At 30.6% G+C, this 14,248-nt stretch carries 11 protein-coding genes; 4 read left to right on the top strand and 7 right to left on the bottom strand.

Features of this window, described 5'->3' with window-relative positions:
• The first annotated feature begins 77 nt into the window (after positions 1–77).
• Positions 78–680 (top strand): RdgB/HAM1 family non-canonical purine NTP pyrophosphatase, encoded by a 603-nt coding sequence (gene rdgB, locus ELQ04_RS07265; protein WP_002893956.1) that lies wholly within the window; start codon positions 78–80, stop codon positions 678–680.
• A gap of 30 nt (positions 681–710) precedes the next feature.
• Here rdgB and ELQ04_RS07270 read toward each other — a convergent pair whose 3' ends face one another.
• Genes ELQ04_RS07270 through mqnE form a run of 6 tightly spaced genes read right to left on the bottom strand, consistent with a single transcriptional unit; the run spans position 711 to position 7,355 of the window.
• The gene (locus ELQ04_RS07270; protein WP_044777887.1) at positions 711–3,182 is read right to left on the bottom strand and encodes an RND family transporter; all 2,472 of its coding nucleotides are present in this window, start codon (positions 3,180–3,182) and stop codon (positions 711–713) included.
• Complete coding sequence (locus ELQ04_RS07275; protein WP_002893960.1) at positions 3,182–3,751, bottom strand: phospholipid-binding protein MlaC; 570 nt, start codon at positions 3,749–3,751, stop codon at positions 3,182–3,184. The genes ELQ04_RS07270 and ELQ04_RS07275 overlap by 1 nt, the downstream gene beginning before the upstream one ends.
• Before the next feature lie 9 nt (positions 3,752–3,760).
• A complete protein-coding gene (locus ELQ04_RS07280) occupies positions 3,761–4,459 on the bottom strand; it encodes a VacJ family lipoprotein (RefSeq protein WP_002893962.1) in 699 nt (232 codons plus the stop codon).
• A gap of 44 nt (positions 4,460–4,503) precedes the next feature.
• Complete coding sequence (locus tag ELQ04_RS07285; RefSeq protein ID WP_002893963.1) at positions 4,504–4,947, bottom strand: phosphoribosyltransferase; 444 nt, start codon at positions 4,945–4,947, stop codon at positions 4,504–4,506.
• 14 nt (positions 4,948–4,961) lie between these two features.
• Positions 4,962–6,281 (bottom strand): NCS2 family permease, encoded by a 1,320-nt coding sequence (locus ELQ04_RS07290; RefSeq protein ID WP_002893965.1) that lies wholly within the window; start codon positions 6,279–6,281, stop codon positions 4,962–4,964.
• Between the two features lie 9 nt (positions 6,282–6,290).
• Positions 6,291–7,355: an aminofutalosine synthase MqnE gene (mqnE, locus tag ELQ04_RS07295; RefSeq protein WP_002862042.1), complete on the bottom strand. Its 1,065-nt coding sequence runs from the start codon at positions 7,353–7,355 to the stop codon at positions 6,291–6,293.
• 142 nt (positions 7,356–7,497) lie between these two features.
• Between mqnE and ELQ04_RS07300 the strand changes: the two genes are divergently transcribed.
• The 3 genes from ELQ04_RS07300 (at position 7,498) to fumC (ending at position 13,175) form a co-directional block, all read left to right on the top strand.
• Positions 7,498–9,846 carry a nucleotidyltransferase gene (locus ELQ04_RS07300; RefSeq protein WP_044777877.1) on the top strand — a complete coding sequence of 783 codons (2,349 nt, stop codon included), beginning with the start codon at positions 7,498–7,500 and terminating at the stop codon, positions 9,844–9,846.
• 4 nt (positions 9,847–9,850) lie between these two features.
• Positions 9,851–11,647 carry a glutamine--fructose-6-phosphate transaminase (isomerizing) gene (gene glmS, locus ELQ04_RS07305; protein ID WP_002936337.1) on the top strand — a complete coding sequence of 599 codons (1,797 nt, stop codon included), beginning with the start codon at positions 9,851–9,853 and terminating at the stop codon, positions 11,645–11,647.
• Positions 11,648–11,783: 136 nt separating this feature from the next.
• A complete protein-coding gene (gene fumC / locus ELQ04_RS07310) occupies positions 11,784–13,175 on the top strand; it encodes a class II fumarate hydratase (protein WP_002854099.1) in 1,392 nt (463 codons plus the stop codon).
• A gap of 29 nt (positions 13,176–13,204) precedes the next feature.
• Here fumC and ELQ04_RS07315 read toward each other — a convergent pair whose 3' ends face one another.
• Complete coding sequence (locus ELQ04_RS07315) at positions 13,205–14,248, bottom strand: AI-2E family transporter (RefSeq protein ID WP_002862038.1); 1,044 nt, start codon at positions 14,246–14,248, stop codon at positions 13,205–13,207.

The following is a 14,248-nucleotide window of genomic DNA, read 5'->3' on the forward strand; positions in this document are numbered from 1 at the left end:
GATATTTAAAAGCTATGCACAAGGATAAATTTTATAAAATCATATTTTTGTTTTGATATTATTTTGGAGCTTTTGTTATGAAGATTATCCTAGCTACGAGCAATAAGCATAAGGTTTTAGAACTTAAAGAAATTTTGAAAGATTTTGAAATTCATGCCTTTGATGAAGTTTTAATGCCTTTTGAGATTGAAGAAAATGGAAAAACTTTTAAAGAAAACGCCTTGATTAAAGCAAGAGCGGTTTTTAATGCTTTGGATGAAAAGCAAAAAAAAGATTTTATCGCTTTAAGTGATGATAGTGGCATTTGTGTAGATGTTTTAGAAGGAAATCCAGGAATTTATTCTGCTCGATTTAGTGGTCAAGGTGATGATAAAAGTAACCGTGATAAACTTGTCAATGAAATGGTAAAAAAAGGTTTTAAACAAAGTAAGGCATATTATGTTGCTGCTATTGCTATGGTAGGTTTGATGGGGGAATTTAGTACGCATGGAACCATGCATGGAAAAGTAATAGATACAGAAAAAGGTGAAAATGGTTTTGGTTATGATAGCCTTTTTATTCCAAAGGGTTTTGATAAAACCTTAGCCCAACTTAGCGTGGATGAGAAGAATAATATCTCTCATCGTTTTAAAGCTTTAGAGCTTGCAAAAATCATTTTAAAGATTTTAAATAAAGGATAAAAATGAAAAATTTTTTAAAATATATAGCTATTATTGTTTTAATATATGCTCTTTATGTTGGTTTGGAAACTTGGTTTTCTTAGAATAAATAGTGATTAAAAAGCTTGGTAATAAGAACAAACTTCCACTTAAAAGCAAAATCATTACAAAAACGGTTAAAATTCCAAAATAAATTGTTGGAATAAAATTGCTACTCATCATAACACTAAAACCTAAAACTATGCTAATGGTAGTATAATAAAGTGCTGAACCTATACTAAGGTGAGAAATCATAATGGCTTCTTCTAGGCTTTTGTTTTTAATTTCTTCTCTAAAACGATAAATATAATGTATAGCATCATCAACGCCTATACCTATAGCAATAGCAGCTATAGTAATACTCATCATATCCAAAGGAATACCTAAAAGCCCCATAAGAGCAAAAACCACACTTAAAGGAATAACATTTACCAATATAGCCGCAACTGAAAATTTTAAATCTCTAAAAACAATGATAAAAAGTATAAAAATAGCTAAAATTACAAATATAAGAGTATCAAATTGCGATGAAAAAAGACTTTGGAGCATATTATTATAAAGCACCATTATGCCTGTGATTTGAACTTCTACTCCATCGTTTTTTACAAGCTCGTTGAGCTGTTTTTTAAGATCTATTAAAAACTCATTACGTCTTAAATTCGGATCAGAATCAACAATACGCATGCTAAATCTTAACTCGTTATTTTCTATGCTTACAAAAGGTGAAAGCAAGTCTTGTTTAAATTTAGCAGGTAAATTCTCATTTAAAAACGCAAGGGCAAAATCATCTAACTCTTTTCCATCGTTGATATTTTTCCCTAGGGTTAAAAGACTATTAAGACTTAAAACCGAGCCTACAAATTCTTTGTTTTCTAAAAATTCATGAACTTTTTTTGCAATACGTGTTTTTTTAGAGTCAAACCAATAAGTTTCTTGTGTGGCTAAATTTTCAAATTCACTTTCAAAACTATCAAGAGTATCACTTGTATTTTGATCGTTTTTATTATTTGGAAAACGAATGATGACTTCTAAAGGCAAGGTTCCACCTAGATTTTTATCAATAACCAAAAGTCCTTTTTTGATTTCACTACCATCTTTGAAATAATTGACAAAAGAATTTTCAACTCTGAGTTTTGAAATGCCTATTAAAGCTAAGATTATAGCAAGAACTGAAATTCCATAAATCATGCGACGCTTTTTAGGATCAAGAGCGGTTTTAGCACAAAAGGCTAAAAGATTAAATTTAAACTCTTTTTTATGATAATTTTTTGGTTTTAAAAGAACTAAGATACTTGCTAAAAACAAATAACTAAAGATAAGAGCTAAACCTATACCTATACTCATCATAATGCCAAGTTTTATGATAGGTTCGATATTTGATAGGATTAAAGAAAAAAATCCTATCATCGTTGTAACAATGGCATAAAGGCTAGGATTTGCTTTGGCTAGTAAGGTTTCAAGCACTATGCGCTCAACTTTAGCTTTGGGATGATTTTGGGTGCTTTCGATAAAATGCGTGATCAAATGAACAACTACACTTAAGGTGATAATTAAAACCAAAGCAACATAATTTGATGAAATAACCGTGATTTGAAAATTTAAAAGTGCAAAAACTCCACTAGCCGCACTTAAGCTTATAAAACAAATAAAAAGAGGTAAAAAAACAAAGCGCCATGAACGGAAAAAATAATAAAGTGCAAGTCCTAGTAAAAATACAAGAGAAACACCATAAAGCACAAGATCAGATTTTATATAAGCTATCATATCATCAGCGATCATGCTTACACCACCAAGGTAGAGCGTATCTTTATTTTTTTCATAAGTGCGAACTATGCTTTTAATAGTATCTAGACTTTGTTTCGTGATAACTTTTTGCTTGTCTTGATGTTCTTTTATGGCAAGACGAATTTGATCTTTTTCTTTTTCATCGGTAGCAAGATCGCGTTTTTCTATAAGATTATTATAAACTGTATCAGGCTTTAAGTAAATAATAAGCCCTGTTACTTTTCCATCTTTTGAGATGATATTATTTTTATAAAAGGGACTATTTAAAATTTCATTTTGGGCTTTTGTGCGGTTTATATCTTGGCTTTCTATATTTGGGATATTTTTTAAAAGTTCTTTTAAATCCGTATTTTGCGAACTTTGAAGTAAAGGGGCATTGATGATACTAAAAACGCGCTCTACCAAAGGGGCTTTTTCTAATTCTTCATGAAGTTTTTTTAATTTGGCTAAATTTTCATTTGAAAAAGGTTTTTCATCATAGGGTTTGAAGGCTAAAAGTAAAAAATTATCACTTTTATAATGTTTTGAAATTTCTCTAAAAGTTTTTAAATCTGCATCATCTTCTAAAAGTAAACTTTCAGCACTTGCATCTACACTAAGCTTAAAAGCAAAAAAGCTTAAAAACAGGCATATAAACAACGTTCCAAAAAAAGTACTTTTTGGACGAGAAATAAAAAACTTTAAAAGCTTTGCAAACATTATTCTATGACAATACTTTCAAGTTTTTGAAGTAGGGCATCAAAGCCTTGGTTGGCTAAAATATCTCCAAATTGTGATCTATAAGTTTGTACTATACTCACACCTAAAACATCTACATCATAAATAAGCCAGTTGTTATTATCATTGTAAAATTTGAAAATGATATTTTTTTCTTCCCCATCTACTACCATAGAAGTGGTTAAAAAATAGCGTTTTTCATTTTTTAACTCACCATTTTTGACCTTTAAAACCTGATCTTTATAAAGACTGAGTTTATCGGTAAAACTTTTTTTAAGACTTGTTTCAAAGGCTGTGGTAAATTTTTCTTGTTCTTTTGGGGTTAATTTAGAATAATTTTTCGAAAGACTCAGTTTTGCCATGAGTTTATAATCAATTATGCTATCAAAAAGTTTAAAAATTCCATCAGCAGCTTGTTTTTTGTCTTCTTTGCTATCTTGTAAAAGTTTTAAGCTTGCATCAATGTTTTTTTGCATAGTACTAGAAATTTCATCTAGCTGTAAGGCAAAAGCATTAAAAAATAAAGCCAAGATTAGAAATATTTTTTTCATTATTTTCCTTTATTTGCTAAGTTCATTGCGTCTTTGCTCGTAAGCATCACGCAAGAATGGATATAAATTAGGCGTGTTGTGATAAATTTCATCAATTTCATCAAGTCTAAAACTAAGTTCATTACCAAATCCATAAGCACTTATAGCTATACTTACCCAAGTAGGATCAATGTAAGCGGTAAAACTTGCATACCAAGTTGCAGGTAAAGCAAGAGTATCTCTAAGATTGCTAGGACCAAGTATAGGTAAGACAATATGAAAACCGCTTCCTACACCCCAGTGAGCCAAAACGGTTCCTAAGTCCGCGGGATGTTTTTTAAGACCCATTTTTGATGCCACATCCATAAATCCACCAAAGCCCATAATGGTATTGGCGGTAAATCTTTTAAATTCTTCTCCCGCTTCTTCAAATTTAAATTGCAAAACATTGCCTATAAAACGCAAAGGAGCAAGTAAATTATCAAAGAAATTTCTTACTCCTAATCTTATAAATTCAGGAGTGATAGCGTTATAGCCCTTAAGAACGGGACGCAAACCATAATCATACAAAGCCACATTAAAACTTGTCATAGCTTTGTTATATCCTGAAAGTGGATCGTTTACTTGATAGTTTTGGTATTCTTGTTCAAAATCATCTAAATTTTGTTCTTTGGCAAAAGCAAAAATAGTAAAAAAAATTAAAATAAAAGATATAAATTTTATTCTCAAGCAAAAACTCCTAAAAATTTTAAAAGTAAAATTATAGCAAATTTTTAATCAAGATTTATATCCCAGTAAAAATCCACCCATTCAGTAGCTTCTTTTACTTTAAAATCAGGCTCCAAAAGAGCAGTTTTTTTATAAAAAATGGTTGCAATTTTAAGTTCTATATGAGGAAATTTTTCAAGCAAAACTTTTTTTATTTCTGCTAAACTTTCTCCACTATCTACTATATCATCAATGAGTAGAATTTTTTTGTGCTTGCTTAAATCAGGAATGTTGAAAATTTCAATAGTATCAAGTTTTTTTGTATCATCGTAATGAATTGAGTTTAAAGCAAAAAGCTGACGCGTTTTTAAAGCCACTGCTAAAGAGTGTCCTAAACTCATCCCTCCTCTTGCTATAGCTAAAAGTGCATCGGGGTTAAAATCTTTTTTAATTTCTTTAGCAAGAATTTTTACATCTTCTTTAAATTCTTCATAGGAGTAAAATATCATTATATATCCTTACTTTATTGTAGTGCCATAAGTAAAAAATTACCCAAAGATAATAAACTTAAAACTATAATGCCAAGATTGATTTTATCCCATTCGCGTTTAAAAATTCTTACAAGTAAATAAGAAAGAAAACCAAAAGCAAAACCTGTGGTGATAGAGTAAGTAAAAGGCATCATGATAATAGTAAAAAAGCTTGCTACAGCTATAGCACTATCTTTAAAATCTATATTTTTAACTTCCATAAACATTAAAATTCCAACCATTACAAGTACGGGGTATATTGCGTTTGCAGGAATGGCTTTAAAAAGTGGCAGTAAAAAAAGTGTAAAAGCAAAACAAATAGCTACAACTAAAGCTGTAAGCCCCGTTCTTCCCCCGCTTTCAACCCCTGTAGTGCTTTCTACAAAAGCTGTAACTGTAGAAGTGCCTGTCATAGCTCCTAAAGCCGATCCTGTTGCATCTGCCATTAAGGTTTTGCTTAGTTTTTTTTCTCCATTTTTTGGATCATCAAAAATCTTTCCTCTTTCACCCACACCTGTGATAGTTCCTATACTATCAAAAAGTTGAGTGATAAAAAAAGTAAGAATTATAGGTATCATAGTAATATTTAAGGCACTTTTGATATCAAGTTGTAAAAAGATGGCTCCTAGGCCATTTTCCATGCTAAAATTTGGTAAAGAAAAGATTTGCACAGGAAAACTTGCATTGTCTAAATGGAAAATCCAAGCAATAATAGAGCTTACTAATACCCCCAAAATAAAAGCTCCGCGAAGTTTTATAGCCCAAAAAAAGATGATTAAAGCTAGAGTGAAAATTCCAAAAAGCACATGAGGACTTTTGAAATTTCCTATGCTTACTAAAGTATCTTTATTATGCATGATCACACCCATTTGACTTAAGCCTAAAAAAGCTATAAAACAACCTATACCCGCACAAATTGCAAGGCGTAAATCTTTTGGGATATTGCGGATTACCCAAAGGCGAAAATGCGTAAAAGAAAGTATGAGAAAAATAATACTTGAAATAAAAACAGCTCCTAAGGCACTTTGCCAAGCTATGTTTTGACCTAAACAAACCGCAAAGGTAAAATAAGCATTTAAACCCATTCCTACACTCATAGCTACAGGAGTATTGGCAAAAAAAGCATTAAAAGCACTTGCAACTATGGTGATTAAAGCTGTTGCGGTGATTAAAGCTTCTATGGGCATTCCTGTATTTCCTACTATGCTAGAATTTACGGGGATAATGTAAACCATAGCCAAAAAAGTAGTAAGCCCTGCTATAACTTCAGTTTTAAAACTCGTATTGTTTTCTTTGAGTTTAAAAAAGTCCATTTTTTCTCCTTAGTAGGTTTTTAGCTCGTTGTATAAACTATCGCGTTCTACAGGAATAAGATTTGAAGTTTTTATCATATCAATAAAAGTTTTTAAACTTGTGCCTTTAGCAGATTTTGCACCACCCGCACTTTGTATGCTTTCTTTTTCTATGGTACCGTCTAAATCATTAGCTCCAAATTCTTGTGCCACCATGGCTAAATTTAAAGTCATTGTTGCCCAGTAAGCTTTGATATTTTTAATATTATCAAGCACTAAACGAGCAATGGCAATGGTTTTTAAAATTTCTTCACTATCCATGATTTTATCAGTTTGTATAAAGCTATTATCCCTTTGCCAAACTAGAGGGATAAAAGCATTAAATCCACCAGTTTGATCTTGAAGATCACGCAGTCTTAACATATGATCGATCCTGTGATGTCTTTCTTCTATATGTCCAAAAAGCATGGTAGCATTACTTTGTTTGCCTTTTTCATGCCAAAGTTTATGAATTTTAAGCCAATTTTCACTGCTAACTTTTCCATGACAAATTTTCTTACGCACTTCTTCATCAAAAATTTCAGCCCCACCGCCTGGCATGGAATCAACGCCGTATTCAAGCATTTTTTCTATCACTTCTTCATAGCTCATTTTAAAACGACGATGCAAAAAATCAATCTCAGCAGCAGTCATAGCTTTTACATGAAGATTAGGATATTTTTCTTTTATCATTTTAAAAATTTCTAAATACCACTGCCAAGTTGTATCTTTGTTGTGAGCTGAAACGATATGCACTTCTTTAGTTTCTCGTTTTACAGTTTCATCGACAATTTTCATAATCTCTTCATGAGTCATCAAATAAGGATTAGGATTTTTTCGGTGCGCTGAAAAGGCGCAAAATTTACAGGTATCTGCACAGATATTAGTTGGGTTGATATGGCGATTGATATTAAAATAGACTTTTTTTCCGTGAAGTTTGGTGCGTTTTTTGTGAGCGTATTTGCCTAAGGTAAAAAGATCTAGATCCCAAAGTGCATTGGCTTCTTCTTGGTTTAATCTTTCTTCATTTTCTAGTTTGGTAATTAAATTTTTCATTTTAATTTTACTCTTTTGCTGTTTTTAAATAAAGCATTATAATTTTTGCTTACTGAAAAAGAGTTTATAGAAAAAGCCAAAATAAAAGATATTTTTGTTAAGATTATTATTAAAATATTAAAATTTAAAGAGAGTAGAAATTTTGTTAAATAAAGAATTAGAAATTTTTAAAAAAAATCTTAGTTCCTATACCCAAAGTTGTAGAAAATTTTTTCTTAAGCAAGGGGCGTTTAGCTTATATCATTCTAAAAATATGGATAATTTCATAAAAAAAGCTTATGATATAGTTCTTAAAGATTATTTTGATGATTTTTCACCTCCAAGTGATAATATCCCTTTTTGTGTTTTAGCAAGCAGAGCATATGCAAATAATAGTCTTTGTTTTAATGAAAGTATTTCTTTGATTTTTGTTTATAAAGATATTAAGGCTTTTCATTTAAAACCTATGATTAAGGCTTTTATCGAAATTTTAAATGATGCGCATTTGCAAATTGACTCTGTTATCTTAGAATTTAACGGACTTTATAATGCTAGCAATGAGCTTAAGACTTCTATAATACAAACTCGTTTCATATGTGGTTCTAGGATTTTATTTAAAGGGATTAAGACAAAATTTGAGAGTATTTTAAAAGAAAATAAAAATGATTTTGCCAAGCTTTTGCTAGAAAATTTTAAAGAATTTGATATTCCATTTATAAAGCAGGAATTTAATATCTTAAAAGATTTTGGCGGATTAAATCATTTAAGATCCTTAGAGAGTTTGCTTGTTCTTTTTAAGACTTCTCCAAAAAATTATGCTTTAAATTTTATAGATGAAAAAAATTTAAGCGAGTTGCGTTTAGCTGGAGATTTTTTACTTTCTTTAAAATCAGCGATGAATTTATTAAGTGCTAAAGATGAGGATGAGTTTTTACTTATTAATGTTCATGATTTGAGTGAATTAATGTATAAAAAAGCTAAAAAACATTTTGGAGCAAATGAGTTGTTGGTTCAAAAGGCTTTACAAAGTATGCATACTATAGGTTTTTATACGCACTTTCTAGCAAAGCAAATTCAAGATGGATTAAATCATACTCTTAAACAAGAATATAAATTTAAAACTCTTGTGGAAGTTTTAGAATACTTATTAAAACTTGAAGATAAACAGGTTATTTTCGATCTTAACTTGGTTTTTGCCCTAAGAAGATTGAAATACGGTAAAAAAGATATAGAAAAAGCTTTAATACTTTTTGAGAAAATTTTTTATAAAAGGCATAGTTTTTGTGTTTTAAAGCTTTTGCTTGATAGTGGAATTTTAAAAGATTTATGCAAGCCTTTTTGGACAGTTCGTTTTTTAAGCGATGAAGAAGGAAATTATAGTTTTGATGAGCAAGTTTTTCTTATGTTAAGTGAATTTGAAAAATACGAAGATGAGCTTGAGATACTCCAAAAACTTAAAACCGATGAAAAAATGATTTTAAAGCTTGTGATACTTTTAAGCGCTATAGAAAGTGAAAATGAAATTTCTTTAGCAGGCATATATAGAGCGTATTGCTCTAAATTTGATTTAAAGAATGAAATTTTAGAATGGGGTCTTAAGATATTTAAAAACAATAATGCCTTAAAAGATCTTGTAGAAAAAGAAGATATATACAATCCTATTGTTGTAAGTAGCTTGGTTTCTAAGCTAGAAAATTTAGAAAATTTAGAGCTTTTATATACTTTAACTTGGCTAAAGGCTAAGGCTTTAAATTATAATGCTTTTTATTTTAGAGTTCTTGATAAACTTTTAGAAAATGCAAAACAAGGTTTTGAAGATGAAAATCTACTTGAAGAAAGCGCAAGAAGAGTAAAAAAAGAATTAACACTTAAAAGAAGTAAGATTTTTTTAGAGCAAGATGAAATTTTGCAAGATAAAATCATACATATCAAATCAAATCTTTTTATTATAAAAAATACTTTTGAAGATATTGTTATGATTTCTAAATTAGCCAAAGAAAATGATTTTAAATTTTGGTTTAGTAATGAAACAAATCTTAGTTTGCAAATTGTTGCACCACTTCATTTTAATATTGCCATTATTTTAAGTTCTTTAACAAATTTAAATCTTATTTTCATGAATTTTTTTGAACTTTTTGATGATAAAATTTATTTAAGATTTGAATATGATAATATTATCAGTGATGAGCAAAAACTAAAACTTTGCGAGCTTTTAAATTCAAATCTTTCTGGTTTTAATTTGAAAAAAATTAAAAAGCCAATCATTAAAAAAGATGAGTTAAAATTAGACTTAAATTATTCTAAAATGTATGCCAAATTAGGTCTTAATACTAAAGATCAGCAGGGTTTAATGGCGTATTTGATGAATGTTTTTAATGAACTTGAACTTGTTTTATGTGCAGCAAAAATTCAAACCATAAGACAAAGGACGCGTAATATTTTTATTTTTCAAAAGAATGAAAAATTAGAACATAGCGAGCAAAAGTTAGTTAATTTATTAATAAGTGAGTAAAAAAATGTGTGGAATCGTAGGCTATATAGGAAATAATGAAAAAAAACAAATTATACTAAATGGACTTAAAGAATTAGAATATCGTGGCTATGATAGTGCGGGTATGGCAGTGATGCAAGAAGGAGAGCTTAGTTTTTTTAAAGCTGTAGGAAAACTTGAAAATTTGGCGAATAAATGCACAGATTTTGAAAGTCAAGGTTATGGTTTTGCTATAGGTCATACAAGATGGGCAACTCATGGTAAGCCTACTGAAATCAACGCACATCCTCATTTAGGACAGTATTCTTGTGTGATTCACAATGGTATTATAGAAAATTATAAAGAAATTAAAGATAAACTTGAAAAAGAAGGCGTGAGTTTTTTAAGTCAAACAGATACTGAAGTTATTGTCCAGCTTTTTGAATTTTATGCAAGAAATTTGGGAGTTTTTGAAGCTTGGCAAAAAACCATCAAAGAACTTCGCGGTGCTTTTGCTACTTTGTTAGTAACAAAAAAAGATCCCAATCATGTGTATTTTGCAAAAAATGCTGCCCCTTTGATTATCGGTAAAAATGCAAATAAAGAATGGTATTTTTCTTCAGGTGATGCACCTTTGATAGGAAGTTGTGATGAGGTAATGTATCTTGAAGATTTAAGCTTGGGATACGCGAGTAAAGATGAGCTTGTCGTTTATGAAAATGATGTTTTAAAATCACTTTGTTTTTCTAAGCTTTCAGGCGATAAGGCTTATGCAAAAAAAGACGGCTTTCGTTTTTTTATGGAAAAAGAAATTTATGAACAAAGTCGTGTGATGAGTGAAGTGTTAATGGGACGTATTCAAGGCGATGAAGTCGTTTTTGATGAGCTAAATAATGAAGATTTAAGTCAAGTAGATGAAATCACGCTTTGTGCTTGTGGAACAAGCTATCATGCTGCAATGGCAAGTGCTTATTTGTTTGAAAGAATTGCTAAAGTTAAAGCTAAAGTAGAAATTGCAAGTGAATTTCGCTACCGTGAAGCAATTATAAAAAAAGATTCTTTATTTATCGTTATTTCTCAAAGTGGAGAAACAGCAGACACTTTAGAGGCTTTAAAGATTGCAAAAGAGCAGGATGCTAAGACTTTTGCAATTTGCAATGTGGATAATTCTAATATAGTGCGATTAGCACACCTAAGTCTTTTAACTCGCGCGGGTATAGAAAAAGGAGTTGCTTCAACTAAAGCTTTTGCGACTCAAGTTTTAACCCTTTGGATGCTTGCTATTTTTATGGCACAAAAAAGAAATTTAAATGTTTCTGCTGAAATTAAAGCACTTTTGCATACTCCAAATTGCGTGAGTGTAAAACAGGCTTTACATGAAAAAATTCATCGTTTATCCAAGCGTTATTTAGATGGACATGGCTTTTTCTTTATAGGCAGAGATGTGTTTTATCCTTTGGCTTTAGAAGGAGCTTTGAAACTTAAAGAATTATCTTATCTTCACGCTGAGGGTTATCCTGCAGGAGAGATGAAACATGGTCCTATTGCTTTGGCTGATTCTAAGCTTTATACTATAGCTTTAATGCCAAAGCACATGCTTTATGAAAAAACAAAATCAAATGTTGAAGAGCTTATTGCTAGGGATTCTACAGTACTTAGCATTTCACCTTTAGAATTTGATTTAAGTGATGATTTTATAAAAACCAATGAGCAAGATCACTATATGTGTGAATTTTTTGAAATGATGGTAATTACTCAACTTTTAGCGATGGAAATTTCCATAAGACTTGGTAATGATGTGGATATGCCAAGAAATTTGGCTAAAAGCGTAACAGTCGAATAATCCGTGCAGTTTAAATAAACTGCACATAACTTTCAAATACTTCAAAAAAAAATATAAATAAATTTTAAATTATAAGCTAACTTTATGCTTATTTTTGTTTAAATAATTCTAACAATATTTCTAGAAAGGAAACACTATGGAATACAGAGTTGAACACGATACCATGGGTGAAGTTAAGGTCCCAAATGACAAATATTGGGGAGCTCAAACTGAAAGAAGTTTTGAAAATTTCAAAATCGGTTGTGAGAAAATGCCAAAGGTTTTAATCTATGCTTTTGCAAATCTTAAAAAATCTTTAGCTTTAGTCAATAACAAACTTGGCAAACTTGATGATGCTAAGAAAAATGCTATAGTTCAAGCTTGCGATGAGATTATCGCAGGTAAATTTGATGATAATTTTCCACTTGCGATTTGGCAAACAGGTTCAGGCACGCAAAGCAATATGAATATGAATGAAGTTATTGCAAATCGTGCCACTGAAATCATGGGCGGAGATTTTCGCAAAGAAAAGCTTGTACATCCAAATGATCATGTTAATATGAGTCAAAGTTCAAATGATACTTTTCCAACTGCTATGAGTATCGTTGCGGTTGAGCAAGTAGAGAAAAAGCTTATCCCTGCGCTTGATGAGCTTATTGCAACTTTTGAAAAAAAAGTAAAAGAATTTGATGGTATTATCAAGATAGGACGCACGCATTTACAAGATGCTACGCCACTTACTCTAGCACAAGAATTTAGTGGATATCTTTCTATGCTTTTGCATTCAAAAGAGCAAATCATCGCTTCTTTACCAACTTTAAGAGAACTTGCCATAGGAGGAACCGCAGTAGGAACAGGGCTTAATGCGCATCCAGAATTAAGCCAAAAAGTAAGTGAAGAACTAACTCAACTTATAGGTACGAAATTTGTTTCAAGTCCAAATAAATTTCATGCTTTAACAAGTCATGATGCGATCAATTTTACTCATGGAGCGATGAAAGGTTTGGCTGCAAATTTAATGAAAATTGCAAATGATATAAGATGGTTAGCTTCAGGCCCAAGATGCGGTCTTGGTGAGCTTATCATCCCTGAAAATGAGCCAGGAAGTTCGATTATGCCAGGTAAGGTAAATCCTACCCAGTGCGAAGCTGTTACTATGGTTGCTGTACAAGTGATGGGAAATGATGCAGCTATTGGATTTGCAGCAAGTCAAGGAAATTTTGAACTTAATGTGTTTAAGCCTGTGATTATTTATAATTTCTTGCAAAGTCTTGATTTGTTGGCTGATTCTATGCATTCATTCAATATCCATTGTGCTGTAGGCATAGAACCAAATCGTGCAAAAATCGATCATAATCTTCATAATTCTTTAATGCTAGTTACCGCTCTAAATCCACACATAGGTTATGAAAACGCTGCTAAAGTAGCCAAAAATGCCCATAAAAAAGGTATTTCTTTAAAAGAAAGTGCAATGGAGCTTGGTTTGGTTAGCGAAGAAGATTTCAATAAATTTGTTGATCCTACTAAAATGATAGGTCCAAAAGCCTAGAACATAAAACTTGCCTTTTTTAAGGCAAGTTAAATTAAATTCTTATCTTTTAAAATCACGTACATTCTTAAAGTTGATACAAAAAAAGTTAAAATCGCAGGACCTAGTATAATACCCCAAAAACCAAAGGTTGAAATTCCTGCTATCATAGCCAAGAAAATTAAAAGTTCGTTGATTTTAGTAGGGGTTTTTACAAGTTTTTTGTTGATCCATTTGATGATTAAAGGCTTGATTAAAGTATCTGCTATAAAAGAAATTACAATTACAGAATAAATAAAAATAACAAGAGCTGAGTTAAGATTGTTTGAGGCAAATTCATAAAGACTTACAGGCACATAAATTAAAGCTCCTCCTATAGCAGGTATGAGAGAACTTACAGCAAAAATTACTCCCATTAAAATTCCATCATAACCATAAAACATTGTGATTAAACCAAAAAGTGCACCTTGAAATATTGCTACAATTACCATAGAGTAAAGCACAACAGCCATAACATTACCCACTTCGCTTAAAACATCATCGAGTTCTTTTTTATCAATAGGAATGATGGATTTAAGATAGATAACAAGTTCTGTTCCATATAGATTTGCAAAGAAATAAAACACACAAATTAAAACCATATCTATAAGAAATTTAGCTCCTGATTTTGTAAAACTTGAAGCATAACTTAGAATTTGTTTGGAAATGCTATTTAAATCTATAGAAGCTAAAAATTCTTTGATTTTAGGTTCTAAAAAATTAAAGCTTTCAGGCAAAGTAAATTGATAGTTTTTGACATAATCAAGTGTTTGTGTGACTAAATTAATATCAAAATTTTTTAAAGCTTTGGCAAGTTCTATCATAGCATAAACAAAAGGTGCAAAGAAAAGCAAAACCATACAAGTTGTTGTAAGAATGGAAGCTAAAAATTTATGCCCTTTAGTAAGATTTAAAAATTTCGCATTGATATTTGAGGTAGCTACCGCCATTAAACTAGCTATGATAATTACAAGTAAAAAACCTTTAAAAAGGTAAAGCAAAAGAAATAAAATGACTAAAATAAAGCTTATAAGAAAGAATTTTCCATTTTGCAA

Origin of the sequence: Campylobacter sp. CH278, from assembly GCF_004378845.1 — a bacterium.
Taxonomy (GTDB): Bacteria; Campylobacterota; Campylobacteria; order Campylobacterales; family Campylobacteraceae; genus Campylobacter_D; species Campylobacter_D jejuni.